Source organism: Wolbachia endosymbiont (group A) of Oxytorus armatus (genome assembly GCF_964027005.1).
Lineage (GTDB): Bacteria > Pseudomonadota > Alphaproteobacteria > Rickettsiales > Anaplasmataceae > Wolbachia > Wolbachia pipientis.
On sequence record NZ_OZ034719.1, the window covers coordinates 768,167 to 783,649 of the forward strand.

The window sequence follows — 15,483 nt, forward strand, 5'->3', positions numbered from 1 at the left end:
ATTTACGATATTTCACTATTCACCAGCCGTGAACGAAAAGTAATCTGTTCTGCTGGATATGGTGGTGTAAACTCAAAATCAAAGTATACTTTTCCACTTGCAATATTTGCTGGTGTGTTTAATTCTGAAGTTGCATAACATTTTCCACTGATAATCGCTCCTTGCGCTTTTAAATTGGCCAAATAAGAATTCACCCCCTCAATCACATCATCTATGTAAGTTTTGGTGATATTTCGATCAACTGCCCAGAGATGAGCTCGCAGCAGACTATCGTTGATTAAATCTGCAGTTCTTCTCACTGATAGAAAAGCCCATTTTGAATCATCTGAACATGTTCTATTGCCCCAAAGCCTATAGCCATTTTGATGAATTATCGTTGTTACTTCATTTTCATTTAAGTGGTTTGCTCTACAACTTGTATCACCTAAGGTAAAATCAATAGCCCTACTTGTCCCAACAATACCATTTATCTCTTTATTTGAAGGTGAATGCCAAAAGCCTTGTTCACTATCTACTTTTGCTATTAAACCGGCTACAAATGGGCTAGACGGCAAAGTTTCTTCTTTCCCTTCAGTAAATACCTTTACCCACGGATCAACTACGTAAACTCTGCTACTGCCTACACTTTTTCTCCACTTTATTGCTTCTTCATCATTGGTATTTGGACCATCTGCTACTATTATGCTTCTCAGTTTTTCTGCTATAGAAATTAATGCTGCAACTACTGGATTTTTGCCATCTTCTGGGAGTTGGTGAGTAAACTGAGGTGCAATTAATATTCTTGGAGCAACATGAACTATACTTTCACTACTGAGGAATGCCTCTATCCCTTGATATTCTCCAGTCTCTTTATCAACTCCACCGATTATACTTTGAATAGTTTCACTTTCTTTAAGCTTTGGATCGCTGTTTTCACTTTCCTCAACTCGAATAACTACTACTGTTGCACCAATCTGGGAAAATATTCCATTTACTGCAGAAGGTAAACTGCCATTCTTTCCAAGTTTTGCTACTTCTTTTAAGCTTCCTGCAATTAACACTGGTTTATTTAGCGGAAACTTTTGCTCATCAGCTTCAGGTGCAGTACCAATTACACCTATCACTGATGATTTAGCTATGCGTACTGCCCTTGCTCCAGAGGTTACCTCTATAACATTTACTCCGTGCAAAAATTCTTCTGTCATATAGTTATCTGCTAAAACTTGCTCTTTAAAATTGTCAAGAAAACTCTTTTAATTTTCTTCTTCTGATTGCTACTTTTTAAGGTTTAGTATATTTATTAAAATGAAGACAAAAACTAGAAAGTATAGAAAGTTTCGCATTTTACAATAACTCCAACTCAACATCTTCTATATTTTTTTAATGCCAAAGCTTATATGTTGCATCTAACCCAGGACATTGCCACGCTCTTAGTGTTCTCTCTAGATCTACTTCAAGTCCTGTAGTCAGAAAATTGCTGCGAAAATTGTATACTCCCCATTGGATAAATTGACCATAGATTGCGCTATACGTATGCTCACTTGCAAAGAACTCAGGTGTCTCACCAACTCTTTCACCTTCTGAGTGAAGATTAGATGACGTATAAAGTAACACTGTAACGGTTTTTCCTGCTGGAATGATTATGTTACCTGATGCAATAAATTCAGGACTGCTAATTTCATGCTGGTAAATACGTGTCCAAGTAATTCTCGAAATCTCTGACTTCCTTGTATTAGTTTTATCAGGTGTACCTATAAATAATCCTGCTCCTCCATAATTAACTTCATCTTTATACCACATTGCAGATCCAACAAAGTTTAGAGTTTTACTTATATCTACATTGCTTGTGTTTTTTACGAATATTACTCCCAGTGCAGCATAAGGGTATTTCAGCATATTGAATTGCTCAGAAAATCCATCATACATGAATCTTGGGTATGATTCTCCGTAGATAAATGTACCTTTACTTCCTTCTAAAAAATTTAGTTGTCTTGGCCGATAAAAACTAACATAGCTTGTATCATATGTGTGAGTACCTGCAAGTAGTTGCAGCATATAGTCTGTTTTTGTTATATCACCGCTCCACTCTCCAAGCTCAGTTGTAAAAGTTCCGTGACCAAAGTAATTATTTTTTCTACTTAGTACACCAAATAAAAAAGGTAATGCTCCAGGTTCAATCATATGACGATTTCTTACTTCTTTCATGATTGATGAGCCACTTGGTACATCATTTATGGAGTTAAGCTTGGTTGGTTCTCTGCTCCTTATCTCCCTCATAATCGATGAACCACTTGGCACATCATTAACAGTACGGAAGTTATTTACTAAACCTTTAAGACCATCTTTATGATCATTGCCAACACTGTTGATTGCTGCGATATTGGCATTCTTTCTCGTATCAAGTAGCGATATATGCGAATCTGATGATGCTTTTAAAGTATTTAAGGAATTATCCCTAAGCTTGTTGATTTCATTAACAGACTCTGTTTTTACTGCAGTTATGGACGATATTGAGTTTGTTTTGTTGCTGTTTATGTCACTTAAGTGTTTTTTTGCACTATCAAGAAGTTCTTTTAACTTACCATCTGTCATCTGTACAATTTCAGAAACTGCACTTTTGTCGACTATTGATTCCAATGCTTTAGCAAGATATGCTAGTTGATCTGGCGTACTATTTGCTGCTAAATCCTTAAGCCTTCTCTGTAGTGCATCAATTATCTCTTTTACTTCAGTCATTTGCACAATGTCAGAAACAGCTTTTTTATCTGCTATCAATTCCAGCGATTTTGCAAGATATGCCAGTTGATCAGGTGTGCTATTTGCTGCTAAATCCTTTATCCTTTGGTATATTGCTTCTTTCATTTCCAAAAATTTAAAAAAGTCTCAAAATTAAACCGCTCAAAATTACTCTTAAGTTGATTGTGCTCATCTTCTCTTTCGGTAATATCTTCATCTATTTTCTCAATTGTGGTACGGATACGAACAACATCCTGCACAGCAATATTTTCTGGATGTGGTAGTGTATATCCTCGTTTGCTTTGGTCATTTGGCATTGATTTAAGTAATAATCACTCGCAAATTTTTGACTTTAGGACGATAGACAACTGTTCCACTTAAAACCAATTTTATCCTTGTCTCATTACCATTAAAGTTTGTTAGCACATGAGTTCTCTCTACCCAATTTTCCCCTATTGGTTTTCCCGAGGTTAAATTTACTAGCTGCCATTCTTTGACGCTTTTCTGCACATATGCTTTTACGTCTGCAGTGCCAGGTATTAGCGCATCATATGTTATGGTAATCTTAGTGTTAGCTCCTGCTGTAATGCTTCTTGTAACATAATCTCCTTTTTCCCCTATATTACCCATAACTAGCTGTAACCCAGGATATAGCACTGGACTTTTTTCTCGCCCTCCTTTTAGGCTTGCTTTTACCGTTAATTCCCCATTTATTCTTTCACGCAGTGCGAGCGGCAAATTATCAGACAAAAAATTTTCTTTTCCTTCTTCATCTGTTAAAACAAATTCCACATTGGTATCAAATGCTACTTTTTCGACGTTCGTCAAAACAATTAAATCTGATACGTTATTTGCAGTAACCTTGCCAAGATCAATAATGTGAGAAACTTCGCTAAATTTTGCAGCCAAAAGCCGAAACGTTAAATCTAAGTTCTGATGTGGAGTCCAGGTACTTGCATTGCTTGATGAAAGTAATACTCCTACTTGATATGGTTGACTTGTTACCCAACGAATATTTACTGTATCATATTTGCCAAGCTCTGCTATTTTTACTGCAGTATCTGCATCATCAGTGAGTAGCACTATTGCATACTCTTGTCCTGCATGGCAAAACACTGGTAACCACTCTATACGTGTTGCTGTGCCATCTATCTTTATATCTTTTGGCTCAATATAACTTTCAGCAATGACAGTCTGCGAGGGCATTCCCACTGCTGTTTCTCTAATCTGCACAACAACACGTTTTTTGCCGCTATTTGTGAACCATAAATCTAGACCCCCTATGTGTCTGCTCTCATTTAAAGTAAATGTTTGGGCTAAAGGATCAAATCGTCTTGCTGCGATAACTCTTCTTCTTTCCTCTATGGTAATTGTTTTTTTACCAGTATAAGTTGCTTCTCCATAGCTTCCTTTATCCCCATAAAACTGTACTAATTTAGTACCTGCTGGAATGTTTGCTGGTACTTTCACCTTTCCCTTTAATTTTCCCTGGTTGTTAGCTCTTTTTTCCACTTTTTTTTCCTCTATGCCATAGGTATAATAGAAATGCCATCAAATTTTATTTCCTTAAGCTTTTCATCTGGCTCAAAACCTTCAATTTCAAAATTCTGTACTGCTTCTCTCATAAATTCAGTTTCGTATGAAGTACTTGACAGCAGCTCTGTCGTTTCTTTAGCATTAAATACTCTGGTTACTGGACTTTTCCAATTTGTTTTTACCTCCGTCCAGTGATCTATATTTTTATTTAGAGTAATTTGTGCCGGTACTGGATCAAAAGCTTGATAAGGATTAATTTTTTCTCCTTTAGTCTGTAAAAGCTGCTCCAGTACCGGTTCAAGTTTATAAGGTAAAAGATAAGGTTCTTTACCTCTTTCAACATCAATAATTTCCACATCTATAGGTAAAATTAATTCTTTGTTTACTATTGCTGCAGACTGCGAAATTCCTTGATCGCGCATATCATCATCAAAGAATGAATCAACAAATACTCCTTTTTTGGTGGTAGGTTCTCTTGAATTTGCATCACTGCGTAAACGCTCCTGTGCAACCAGCGCATAAAGATCATTTATTCCTTTTTTCATTGCTTCAAGCTCATTCATCGGTACAGCATGAATAGCATTATTCACTATTTTTACCCCTTCTTTTTCTCCGTTTTTCCATGTCTGATGAATGTAGCAGAGCAAAAGTTGTCCGCTAGGTGCTTTAGGCATTGATGGTCGCCAAGGGTGAGCTATACCTTTTATTCTCCTTACTGCTCCTTTGCTATCGATAGTAATTAAATCATAGCGTGGCATTTTCCAGGTGTAATCAATCAGAACCAGACTGTTATCAACGGCACCTCTTACTTTACATCCCTCTTCATTTATATCTTCAGGACTTACCTGAGTGCGACAGCGATAGGTTATAAGGTAACTACTTCCAGGTGCTGGTTCTTTGCCGGGTAATGACCAATCAACGTTTCCTGCATTTAACTTATAGTCTATACTATTTTCATAAATAACATTGCCTTGTTTAATTTGAATAATCTCAAGTACCGCAGAGTCAGGTATTGGATCAACAGCTCCTGAGTATGAACCGTGAGTAATGGTAATGGTTTTTTGAACAGTTATATCTACTTTTTTAATTTCACTTATTGGAAAATCATTCACCTTCAGTTCCATTACTCTTTGGCTATTTGGCTGAAAAGTATGTGGTTCTGATTCAACTGATTTTATATCTGGATCGTCATCAAAAGAAACACGAATACTGTGAGGAAGTTCAATCTCATAGCCATCAACATGAGCTTTGCCCTCATTAATCACAAATATTTTTTTTTCCCCTTTTCGTCCCCTTCTTCTCTCTGCAAACAAATTACTTCTAGACCGTTTACTACGTAAGATCCATTTGCTTCTTTATCATAACGAGCAAGAGCTGTAGTTACTATGTTTGCTTGTGGTGGCGGTGAATGTTCTATTAATACTCCATTTTCAATGTTATAAATTGGATAAAATTCTCCTTCAGAAAAACGTGGAGAAAGACCTTCTGCTTGATAACCCCAAATGGTGGAAACTTTAAGCCTTGCAGCTCCTACTTCCTGATAGTTTCTTGTACCAACTGCAGGATCACGAAGATTTTCGTCCTCAAGTTCTGTAATTGTAGATTCTAGATAATAAACACCTATACGAACTGTGGTACTCAGTGGAATAACAAACTCTTCTTTTTCGACTTTTCTAACTGCTCCACGAAGATAGATTTTTCCTCTTTCAAGTGTAACTTTACCAGTTTCTCTATCTATAATACAATTACTTCCTGTTACAACATCACCATCACGAAATATTGCATCACCTATGCCTTTGAGTTTTGAAAGAGCATATTCTTGCGTCTCGTTTAATTCTGCTGACTGTAGACCTCTTCCTGCTAGAAACAAGCTTTTTTCGTATTCTTTGTCAGGATTAAAGCGGTTATAATAGCTATTTAAGGTCATCTTTTTTCTCTTTTTCTAAAATGTCACTACAAACGAAAAAGTTTCCCTGGTTGCTGAAGTCCTAATGAGCGGTACTGTATGTTCTAAAACTAATAAGATCCCTGGGTCTTCTATATCTTGTGGTTCAAAATATCTCTGTCCTCTAGGTAACCCTTCTTTTACTTTAGTACCAACCATAACCCCTAATTCCCGTATAACTTGATTTGCTGCGTCCGTGAAATCGAAAGTAAACTTGAGATAAAGATTATTGGTTGGTACATTTGAGGGCATAAACCTTCCAGAAGGAGTTACAAGTTCTCCATTCTCATCACCCGTGCAGAAGAGAACCTCATCTGCAGTACGTCTGCCAAGTTCATTCAAGAGCTTTATAGAATTTATAGATTCAGGTGGTGTGCTTTGAGTATATTCTACAGTAACTGCACTATTTGCCGTGATAGAGCTATTTTCCGTAAGTTTTATTACACCAGTACTGCTATCAACTGTATAGTCAACACTTGACTGATACACTGTTTGTCCTGTAAAAACCCTTACATCTTTAATAGTGTGGTGATCTAGGCTCTGTGGACAAAATTTTAGAGAAGCCATACAAGAGCTCCAACAAAATTGAGAAAACCCATAAAAACCTCAGCAGTTTTATCAAATCTGGAAAAAATGCGCCTAAAATTTTTAATTTTACCAAAAAAACACTCAATCAAATGACGTTCTTTGTAGATATGCTCATCGTAATACCTTTGCACTTTTCGATTCCGTTTTGGCGGAATAACTACTGTACATCCCTTGTCTTCAAGACTTGTAACAAAGGCATTGCTATCGTAGCCCTTGTCAGCTACTACAGTAGAGTTATAGATACTTTCAGTCAACACTTGTGCCTGCGTAATTTCATTTCTTTGACCAGGAGTCAGAGTAAATTTAAGTGGATTTCCAAGTGCATCGACAAGCGCATGTATTTTAGTTGTAAAGCCACCTTTGCTCCTCCCTAAAGCTTCTTGATCCTTGGAGTTTTTTGTATATCCAGATGAACATGGATGGGCTCTGATGATCGTACCGTCGATTATAGCAACTTCTAAATCAGGCTCTTGTTTAGTATATTCAAGCAATTTTTTCCAGACATCTCTTTCACACCATCTTTTAAATCGCTTATGTATACTCCTGTAATTACCATAAGTTTTTGGTAAAAGTCTCCATTGGCAACCACTTCGCACTATGTACCACACTGCCTCTATGAATATTCTTAAACGTTTTTCATCTTTGCTGTGCATTCCTTTTACGCTTTTTATGAACTCTAAAATTTGTTTCCAATTTTCCTCTTTGATGTAATATTGCATATGGTAGTTTCTCCATTTTTTACCTATTAGGCTAAACTACCATCTTTTTCTCTCTTTTCATATTTTTTGTCCACAGAGCCTAGAGCTATTTCACCCTCAACAAAAACTTTTTCGACCTGATGGCTACTTCCAGAGCTTGAATCACCACTTCCCCAAGCAAGATGTAGAGATTGCTCTTTTATGCTGGCTGCTATTGCTGCTCTTCCTGACTGTGTGAGTATTGACATTTTTAATTAAGCCCCCTATATTATATATGTACGGTGAGTTCAAAATTCGTCCGCAAAAATCAAAATATTTTTTTATATCAGAAAAATTTTTTAGGAGAATAGCTCAGCTCCACAGCTAAACTTTCCAACGCCGCGAGCAAATGGTCCGCTAGGAATGTCAAGCCATTTATCTTCTTTTGAACCAGTAGCCATTCCCTTAACCAGCTTCCGTGTTTGTAACAGCTCTTGAACTATACGCTCCATTCTATCTCTTCCTATACTGTGAAACTCCTCAGGTAGTCTATGCCGCTGTTTATACACTCCTGTACTTCCTGTATGGGTAAATGGATGTCCAGAAATTGCTGCTCGTGTAATTGCAGTTATAAGATGCTGCTTTGAATCTTTTTCGTTCATATTTTTTATTCTTAATCTTTCAGTTATGTCCTCTAACAATCCTGTTTCTTCATTTCTTAAATAAGTGCGTAAAGTGCGATCAGCCAAACCGTTTGCTTTAACAATTGCTCCATAAAATAATGCGTTCTGTCTTACAGATTCTCCTATTGATTTAAAAATTGTCGGTTTAGCTGTATCTTCCACAGACCAAAAAGCGTATGAACACCTAACACCATTAACAAGAGCAGATGTACCTCTAATGGCATCACGTGCTTGCTCAACAGTCGATATAGGTTTTTCACTTTTTGGCTTTCTCATATGATGAGCAGTAATTATTGATGCTCCAGTGCTACCTGCTAAATCAGATAATAAAGACATCAAATAATCGCCTACGGCTGGGTCAGTATTTAAATCAGCGTGCACAAATGATGCAAGTGGATCAAATACGATTAATTTTAAGTTTTTTATTTTATTAAGTTGTTTTGTTATCAATTCAAATTCAGGAGAAGTCTCTATAACTTTACCTGAAACACTCTTTATGATTGTAAGTGATCCACTAACATTTGGTAATGGTACAATAAAGAGCCTATCCTTATATTTTAATCTCTCGCATTGCGAATCAAGACGCTCTAAACGACGATGTATTTCACTCATATCATCTTCTGCAGAGAATATTACCACAGATCCATGCTCAGTAACAAGTGGGCCAAAACCACATGGCTGATCTTTTCTACTCGCAACTTTCAGTGCTAAATCAAGCAGAAGCATACCTTTACCAGTATCTCCCATTGCAGCTAGAATAGATGTCACTCCTAAAGGAAATAACCCTTCAACAAGAAACTTTTGCTCCGGTACTGGACCTATAAAACGTTCTACGCTCCATTCTTGAATATTAAGCAATTGCTTAACGATGATTTTTTTCGAGTTATTTTCAATGAATTCAGGAATATTCATCTTTTCTTCTATACCATCAGCTGAATCCCATCCCTTTGGTTTATTCTCCGGTATTTCAAGAAGAGTAAGTGATAAAACACCAAGAAAAGTAAGCTTTTTCACAACTTTCTCAGCATATTGTTTACCTGGTTCATCATTGTCTGGCCAAATAATAACATGCTTGCCCTTAAGTGGTGACCAGTCTGTTTTTTCTATTGGTGCATTTGCTCCTAACATTGCAGTTGTGGCAGTCATACCTTGCTCTATCAGAGCATCTGCACACTTTTCACCTTCAACTAAAATCACCTTATCAGATTTCACGATACCTGGAATATTATATAAAGGCCTGGTCTCTGGTAGAGTAAAACTAGACCTTTTTACATCAAAAGGAAGATATCTTTTTCCTGAATCAGTGTTATAACGATAAACTGTAACAATCACTTGATCACTTTCATCGTAATAGTTCCATGATGCCGTTGGTTGCCCCAGAGTGTTATTTTTTTCCGAATAACCAATCCACTTAGCAATATCTTCTATCGTATCAGTAAATTGATTTTTTCCAGTAACAGCAGCCCAAAGATCAAAAATATCTCCTCCTTCTTCGGTAGAAAAATCATGCCATAATCCGGCTTTACTGCCAGTTAACTCCACTATCATACTTTGTCCTTTATTGCCTTGTAGATCACCTACATAGAACTTATCACCACGAAAAGTTCCTCTTGGCAGTAAATAAGAAAGACATGACCTTATATTTGATAGGAGTTGAGTTCTTAATTGTTCTTTCTTCCCTAATAATTTATAATGTCCATTTCTTTGTGGACAATAAATATCCATACCTACCTGAAGAATTTTTATGTTCTAGCTATAACGTTAGCAGTTTTCCAACATCCATTAATCTTATTGATGAATTTTGTTGGTATAGATCTACCGTTTCTAAGTTCATATACTACTTGTAAGATATTTGTACGTTTATTGGGTTGAAATATTACTATTCCAGATGTATAAAAACTTCTTAAAGCGTTAGCACCAACGAGAGCTTGAAATGGGTTCTTTTCCAATGTAGAAATAGATACTTTTTTGGTGTGATTTGTGATGATTATTCCAGCCATAGGGTTAATCTTGGAGCGTAGTTTTTCTATTGCATGCTGCAGACCATAGTTAACGGAATTATAAGGAGAATCAATCACAACTAAGTCAAATTTTTCAGCTATCATATCTTTTATTTTTTCTATACCTTCTTCATTTAAGGTCAAATTCATCTTGTTCGTAACAACTAAGTTTTCTGTTGCTAAATGAGGAAGTTTGTTGAGTTGTTGTATACGTTCTCTAATGTAATCATATTCCATTTCGTTTTGTAGATAGAATATTTTTAGCGGCCTTGTAGGCTTCATGCCAAGAAATGATCTTCCTGCTGCCAGATGTACTAATAGAGAAAGAAGAAAATGACTTTTGCCAATCTTTGGAGTACCACCTATGACCAAAAGACCACCTGGTGTCAAAATTCTTGGGCCTATTATATCTTGTGGCATTGGTGATTTGTCATTTAAGTAATGGTGTACAGAAAATGCTTTTCCTTCGTTTTGTTTTTCTTGTAATGCGGAACTTCTTTCATCTTTACCGTTCAACCATGTCTCAACAGAATCTATATTACCTTTAACTAAAGTCCAAAGGTCTATTATATTTCCTTTCTTTTCTTCGATCAGGTTGTACCAATTTCCTGCATTTTCTCCTTCCATTTCAACTATTATCTTATTTCCATTTCTACTTCCAATATAGAATTTATCTTGGTAAGATTTGCCTTCAGGTAACAAATAAGATAAACAATCTTTGATGTTATTAATTAATAATGATTTTATTTTCAAAGCATTTTTAGATGAAAAATCCATAAAATTCTCCTTGTTTATTCCAAATTTGTTCAACATATTTTTTAGACGTTTAAAGTCAAGATTAGCCAGCTCACAAACAGTTTCAAAAGATCGTGAGCGAATCCATTGACAAGCCTCTTTTTTAAGTTTAGGGTTTTTTCCTGCTGCATCCTGAATAGCTCTAGTAATAACAGCAGCCCACAACTTTCCTTCGTCATACTTCAAAATGGCAACCAATCATCTTGAAAACTTTTTTGTAATTCTGGAGTAATAACTGTAGTAATCCTATTCCTATCTCCGTACGTATTATTAGTTTCAACGCCTACTTTTGCTGTAAACTCTAAATCGTTGAAATCAGCTATAGAGTTGATTCTTCTAGCAGTAACTGCTTTCTCTGAAGTGTCATTTGCATGAATATTTCTGGATGATTCCAAAATACTACGCAGCATAGAACGTCCAGATTCTCCCCAGATGTCTTCTTCACCTTCTGCTTTGCCATTTTTGATACCTATAATCTGAAAAATCTTGCGTTTTGCATATGGGCCTTCAGTGACGGTAAATTCTGCATTTAAATAGATACTGCCAGTAGTGTAGTTTTTAGTGAACCAATTTTCATAACCTCCAGGCTTTATTGCCATTTTTACCTTGACTATTGTACCTTTCGGTATTAAACTGCTTTGCAGTTTTGCATTATTAAAATCAGTTAAAAAATCTTGTAGCATACGCTCTCCTATAAGTTGACTTTAAAGTGAAAGTTAGCTATTCCATTAGCTGCCAATGACTATTTATCTTATCGACAAGTTTGTTTGGCACGCGTTCACCATTGCGAAGCTCAAATACTATCTGGCGTGCACTGCTTTCTTCATCATGAGCAAACATCACCATACCAGTACTGTAAAATCCACGTAAAGATCCAGCACCACTTAGGCCTTGAAATGGATCTTCTTCGAGCATCTTTTTCGATAATTTTTTTGTATGATGAGTGAGTACAATACAAGCATCTGGATTGACAGCACTGCGTAGCTTCTCAAGAGTCTTTTGCAGAAAGAACAGCATAGCACTATTATCATTTTCATTCCCATATTCACTGCTAAAGATGTTACGTAATGGATCTATGGCTAAAACATCAGGTTTAAAGCGTTCATTTACAATCTCCTTAATTTCACTTATTTCATCATGATTAAATGATAAGTGCACTTTTGGCGTAATGATTAAGTTGTTAGCAGCTACATTCAAAAGTTCATTATCAAGTTGTTGCAAACGTTCTTTCATATATTCATATTCAATTTCAGTTTGCATGTAGAAAATTTTTAAAGGTCTATTTGAAGCCATACCAAGAAAAGAAACACCTACCCCTACAACAACATTGCAAGCATTGATTTTTCTCCATATGAAAAGAGTCTGGAAGCTCTTTTACTCTAAACACAATGTTTACATCCTCAAAATTAATCTCAATTCGCTTAACTAACGTTCTAATAATATCACGTTTAGTTAGCCAGTCTGCATTATTAAGACTTGAGTTAATACTAGAGGAAAACCCCTCTAAATTTGTTACTACTAGAGTTAACTCTTGTGTGAGTTTTTTCTGATCAAATATCTTTTTCTTTTGTTCTTCAACCATTTTTAAGTTTTGTTTCATTGCTTTAATTCTTGGCTCAAATTCTTCTTGATCAATATATTCTTGAGCATAACTATCAATTAACCTTGCAATACCTCGTTTTAACTTATCTTCTTGTATTTCAAGCAAAGCACTTTTTTGATCTAGTGGTGATTTTTTAAGTTCTGAAAGTCTACGTTTATACTCCTCTAATATTCTATTTGGATTTTTTAATAGATGTTTTACCTCTTCCCACACAGCCATGTCTAATGTATCTGTACGAATTAATTTGTTGTTACACATTTTATTACCGCCAAAACGGTATGAATCCGTGCCAACACAACGATAATATACCTGATTATTAGTTTTTTCCCCCTCCTTATTCCTTGCAGTGCTAGTACCATAATATGCATAATTGCAAAGCTTACATACTACTAAACCTTGCAATAAATGTCTTGCTCCTCTTTGTCTTGTTCTTGCTATTTTTCTATTCTCAGCTAATTGTTCTTGAACGATTTCAAATAAATCTTCGCTTACTATACTAGGTACTTTAATATAAATCCAATCCTCTTTTGGAACAGGATAAGTAGAATAATTATCTTTTGGATGCTCGCAGGAGTTTTTTTTCGGTCTTATATGTTTTAGTTTGACACCAAACCTTGTTTTACCAAAAGCTGCTTGTCCTTTATAAGCAGAGTTTTTTAACATACTCAAAACTACAGCCCTATCCCAATACTCTTTTCCAGTTCTCGTCATAATGGACATAGCACTTAGCCTACGACATACTTCTCCTATACTGGCTCTTTCTCTTCCTACCCAAGAAAATACTTTACGAACAACTTCAGCTTCTTCTTCATAAATCTCAAATAAGGCCTGTCCTGTTTCTGTATTTTTGTTTATATAACGATAGCCATAAGGAGCAGCACTCATTACACTTATACAACCCTTATTTGCTGCATAAATCTTTCCTCGACGACTTCGTTCCATGATTTTTGCACGTTCGTATTCTGCTATCATACCTTGCATTTGTAATAGTAATTGAGATTCTGGATTATCGCTAATTTGATGATTTAAAAAAATGACTTCCACTCCTAATTTCTTAAACTCTTCAAGTAATATCATCTGATATGCATACTTACGAGATAAACGATCAGGAGAATGAATATAAACCTTATCAATGTTACCTTCTGCTATTTTATCACGTAATTTTTCCAAACCAGGACGGATTATGTTAGAACCACTATAACCATTATCAATAAATTTATATTCATTTAATAATTTATGTCCATCCATACTAATTTGATTCTCTATAGTAGCAATTTGGCTTGCTATTGTATCTTCTTGTGCTTGCTTCCCTGAAGAAACTCTTGCATATAAACTAACTGTTACCATTTTACCGTCCTCAAATCTACTTTCTTATATTCAGAGTTTTCTTCCTTTTTGCTCGCTTTTATTGGTTTACTTAACACTAATTTTTCATATGCATCTAATAGATACAACTCTGCTAATCGATTTACTTCATAACTACAACTAATACGAACTATTAATTTCTTGTTGCCCATGAGCTCTACCATATATTATCCATCGAGACATATGGTTATTTGATCATTAGCTCTATAAATAAATTCAACTCTCCGTTCTTTTTGTAGAAGCTTTCGGGAAATAGTCTTCTCAAGTTTCAGGTTTATTGCAATATTGTTGGCGGAGTCCCTCCTTGGTTTTGATGTAAGTAATCCCATACTTTATTTGGTTGATCAACAATAAAGTTTTGATCTAGTATATTGGGAGCTACAGCTCTATTATCTGTTTGTTGTTTTTTAATTTTAAACTTTCTTCTCAGTATAGCCCTGATGTCATTTTTCTGCATAATACTTTGCACCGTTTTCAAATTGCAACTTTTACCCAAAGCCTTCAATTCAGCATGAATTTTAGGAGCTCCATATCTACATTTAGAAACTTGATATATTTTTTGAATAGCTGCGAGTAGCTCTTTATTTGCTGATTCTCTACTGCTTATTTTTCTTGTGGTCCACTTATAGTAGCCACTAGCAGAAAATCCTACATAATTCCTGTACTTTATAGCAGTTACTATATAAAAAAATATTTTACTCTTTTTGACTGGCCAGGGCTTTTTTTTAAATGTCTCTTTCCCTTGTTACTCTTGCTTTGTAAATCAAACCTCTCTTTGTCGTAAGGAGCCATGTTACCTCTACCTGGAAATGCATCTGCTGCCGACTTTTTTTCGTTGTGTTTCTTTATCCATTTTCCTAATAAACCACCCTTTATTCCTAAATCTCTTGCTATTTTTGTAATTGTTTGACCTGCCTTTCTTTGTTCATTTGCCAGTTTAACAGCTTCCAATTTGAATTCTGCTGTATATTCTCTTACCATTTCTAATCCTCCAAAATTTTATTTTACCCGAAAAAACTCCTTTCTTTCTCTCCACTTTTTCTGGGTAAGGTCACTTGGCAACAGTTGCTCTACTTTCTCCTTCATCCAATGCTTCCATTGCTTTTTTCCTTAAGTCGTAACTATACGCTGCTGGCATACAAACCCCTCTACCATAAATCCATTCTTACCTTATTGGGATTATTATGAGAAGAGCTATAACTCTATGGGAGGGAAGCAAAATCTGGGATTCGGCCTTAATGGCATTAGCGTTGCATCAGCTTCACCCTCCCTGTGAGGTATTTTAGCTCTAATGCCTCACATCATAAAGATACAAGTGTCAAGCTACTTGGATGACAGGGGAGGGAGGCACTGGGATGACAGGAGAAGGTAGTGGGATGACACCCTGACAACCGTCATCCCGCTGCTTGTTAGCGGGATCTAGAGATACCGCGAATGAATCGCGGCATGACGTAGGACTGCTTTCATTCCAGTGCTTGACACTGGAATCCAGCCTTTCTGCAATCTCATCGAAAACGTTGTAACCACTTTCTATGCTAGTTTGCTTGTGAGCAACCTGGATTCCAGTGTCAAGCAC

At 35.9% G+C, this 15,483-nt stretch carries 15 protein-coding genes and 3 pseudogenes; all 18 read right to left on the reverse strand.

Annotation, left to right across the window (positions count from 1 at the left end; translation table 11 throughout):
* Positions 1-2 precede the first annotated feature (2 nt).
* Positions 3-1,184, reverse strand: coding sequence for a phage tail sheath subtilisin-like domain-containing protein (locus AAGD79_RS03805; protein WP_341811137.1), 1,182 nt, complete (start codon positions 1,182-1,184; stop codon positions 3-5).
* Between the two features lie 175 nt (positions 1,185-1,359).
* Positions 1,360-2,841, reverse strand: a complete 1,482-nt coding sequence (locus tag AAGD79_RS03810; protein ID WP_341811138.1) for a hypothetical protein — start codon at positions 2,839-2,841, stop codon at positions 1,360-1,362.
* Positions 2,838-3,032 carry a hypothetical protein gene (locus tag AAGD79_RS03815; RefSeq protein WP_065094988.1) on the reverse strand — a complete coding sequence of 65 codons (195 nt, stop codon included), beginning with the start codon at positions 3,030-3,032 and terminating at the stop codon, positions 2,838-2,840. Before AAGD79_RS03815 ends, AAGD79_RS03810 begins: the two co-directional genes overlap by 4 nt.
* 4 nt (positions 3,033-3,036) lie before the next feature.
* A complete protein-coding gene (locus tag AAGD79_RS03820; protein ID WP_341811139.1) occupies positions 3,037-4,227 on the reverse strand; it encodes a hypothetical protein in 1,191 nt (396 codons plus the stop codon).
* An 11-nt stretch (positions 4,228-4,238) separates the two neighbouring features.
* Positions 4,239-6,178 (reverse strand): annotated as a pseudogene (locus AAGD79_RS03825) (DUF4815 domain-containing protein).
* 15 nt (positions 6,179-6,193) lie between these two features.
* Positions 6,194-6,763 carry a hypothetical protein gene (locus tag AAGD79_RS03830; protein ID WP_341811140.1) on the reverse strand — a complete coding sequence of 190 codons (570 nt, stop codon included), beginning with the start codon at positions 6,761-6,763 and terminating at the stop codon, positions 6,194-6,196.
* Positions 6,751-7,503, reverse strand: coding sequence for an IS5 family transposase (locus AAGD79_RS03835; protein ID WP_264702259.1), 753 nt, complete (start codon positions 7,501-7,503; stop codon positions 6,751-6,753). Before AAGD79_RS03835 ends, AAGD79_RS03830 begins: the two co-directional genes overlap by 13 nt.
* 26 nt (positions 7,504-7,529) lie before the next feature.
* A complete protein-coding gene (locus AAGD79_RS03840; protein ID WP_341811649.1) occupies positions 7,530-7,730 on the reverse strand; it encodes a hypothetical protein in 201 nt (66 codons plus the stop codon).
* 90 nt (positions 7,731-7,820) lie between these two features.
* A complete protein-coding gene (locus AAGD79_RS03845; protein ID WP_341811141.1) occupies positions 7,821-9,869 on the reverse strand; it encodes an AAA family ATPase in 2,049 nt (682 codons plus the stop codon).
* Positions 9,870-9,886: 17 nt separating this feature from the next.
* Positions 9,887-11,137 carry an AAA family ATPase gene (locus AAGD79_RS03850; protein WP_341811142.1) on the reverse strand — a complete coding sequence of 417 codons (1,251 nt, stop codon included), beginning with the start codon at positions 11,135-11,137 and terminating at the stop codon, positions 9,887-9,889.
* Positions 11,122-11,622: a hypothetical protein gene (locus AAGD79_RS03855; RefSeq protein ID WP_265023922.1), complete on the reverse strand. Its 501-nt coding sequence runs from the start codon at positions 11,620-11,622 to the stop codon at positions 11,122-11,124. Before AAGD79_RS03855 ends, AAGD79_RS03850 begins: the two co-directional genes overlap by 16 nt.
* Positions 11,623-11,659: 37 nt before the next feature.
* Positions 11,660-12,265, reverse strand: a pseudogene (locus AAGD79_RS03860) (AAA family ATPase); the annotation flags it as partial.
* On the reverse strand, positions 12,219-13,889 hold the full coding sequence (locus tag AAGD79_RS03865; protein ID WP_341811143.1) for a recombinase family protein: 1,671 nt from the start codon (positions 13,887-13,889) through the stop codon (positions 12,219-12,221). The gene AAGD79_RS03865 and the pseudogene AAGD79_RS03860, both read right to left, overlap by 47 nt.
* The gene (locus AAGD79_RS03870) at positions 13,883-14,059 is read right to left on the reverse strand and encodes a hypothetical protein (RefSeq protein WP_182319925.1); all 177 of its coding nucleotides are present in this window, start codon (positions 14,057-14,059) and stop codon (positions 13,883-13,885) included. Before AAGD79_RS03870 ends, AAGD79_RS03865 begins: the two co-directional genes overlap by 7 nt.
* Positions 14,060-14,181: 122 nt before the next feature.
* Complete coding sequence (locus AAGD79_RS03875; RefSeq protein ID WP_341811145.1) at positions 14,182-14,364, reverse strand: hypothetical protein; 183 nt, start codon at positions 14,362-14,364, stop codon at positions 14,182-14,184.
* An 18-nt stretch (positions 14,365-14,382) separates the two neighbouring features.
* Positions 14,383-14,601: pseudogene (locus tag AAGD79_RS03880) on the reverse strand (IS3 family transposase); the annotation flags it as partial.
* Positions 14,586-14,888 carry a transposase gene (locus AAGD79_RS03885; protein WP_081600753.1) on the reverse strand — a complete coding sequence of 101 codons (303 nt, stop codon included), beginning with the start codon at positions 14,886-14,888 and terminating at the stop codon, positions 14,586-14,588. The gene AAGD79_RS03885 and the pseudogene AAGD79_RS03880, both read right to left, overlap by 16 nt.
* A gap of 337 nt (positions 14,889-15,225) precedes the next feature.
* A complete protein-coding gene (locus AAGD79_RS03890; RefSeq protein ID WP_010962372.1) occupies positions 15,226-15,483 on the reverse strand; it encodes a hypothetical protein in 258 nt (85 codons plus the stop codon).

Excerpts from the sequence above, each read along its gene's own strand:
- AAGD79_RS03805 (WP_341811137.1), bottom strand. The coding sequence starts at position 1,184 with ATGACAGAAGAATTTTTGCACGGAGTAAATGTTATAGAGGTAACCTCT.
- AAGD79_RS03835 (WP_264702259.1), bottom strand. The coding sequence starts at position 7,503 with ATGCAATATTACATCAAAGAGGAAAATTGGAAACAAATTTTAGAGTTC.
- AAGD79_RS03875 (WP_341811145.1), bottom strand. The coding sequence starts at position 14,364 with ATGCAGAAAAATGACATCAGGGCTATACTGAGAAGAAAGTTTAAAATT.
- AAGD79_RS03845 (WP_341811141.1), bottom strand. The coding sequence starts at position 9,869 with ATGGATATTTATTGTCCACAAAGAAATGGACATTATAAATTATTAGGG.
- AAGD79_RS03815 (WP_065094988.1), bottom strand. The coding sequence starts at position 3,032 with ATGCCAAATGACCAAAGCAAACGAGGATATACACTACCACATCCAGAA.
- AAGD79_RS03840 (WP_341811649.1), bottom strand. The coding sequence starts at position 7,730 with ATGTCAATACTCACACAGTCAGGAAGAGCAGCAATAGCAGCCAGCATA.
- AAGD79_RS03830 (WP_341811140.1), bottom strand. The coding sequence starts at position 6,763 with ATGGCTTCTCTAAAATTTTGTCCACAGAGCCTAGATCACCACACTATT.
- AAGD79_RS03865 (WP_341811143.1), bottom strand. The coding sequence starts at position 13,889 with ATGGTAACAGTTAGTTTATATGCAAGAGTTTCTTCAGGGAAGCAAGCA.
- AAGD79_RS03810 (WP_341811138.1), bottom strand. The coding sequence starts at position 2,841 with ATGAAAGAAGCAATATACCAAAGGATAAAGGATTTAGCAGCAAATAGC.
- AAGD79_RS03885 (WP_081600753.1), bottom strand. The coding sequence starts at position 14,888 with ATGGTAAGAGAATATACAGCAGAATTCAAATTGGAAGCTGTTAAACTG.
- AAGD79_RS03855 (WP_265023922.1), bottom strand. The coding sequence starts at position 11,622 with ATGCTACAAGATTTTTTAACTGATTTTAATAATGCAAAACTGCAAAGC.
- AAGD79_RS03870 (WP_182319925.1), bottom strand. The coding sequence starts at position 14,059 with ATGGGCAACAAGAAATTAATAGTTCGTATTAGTTGTAGTTATGAAGTA.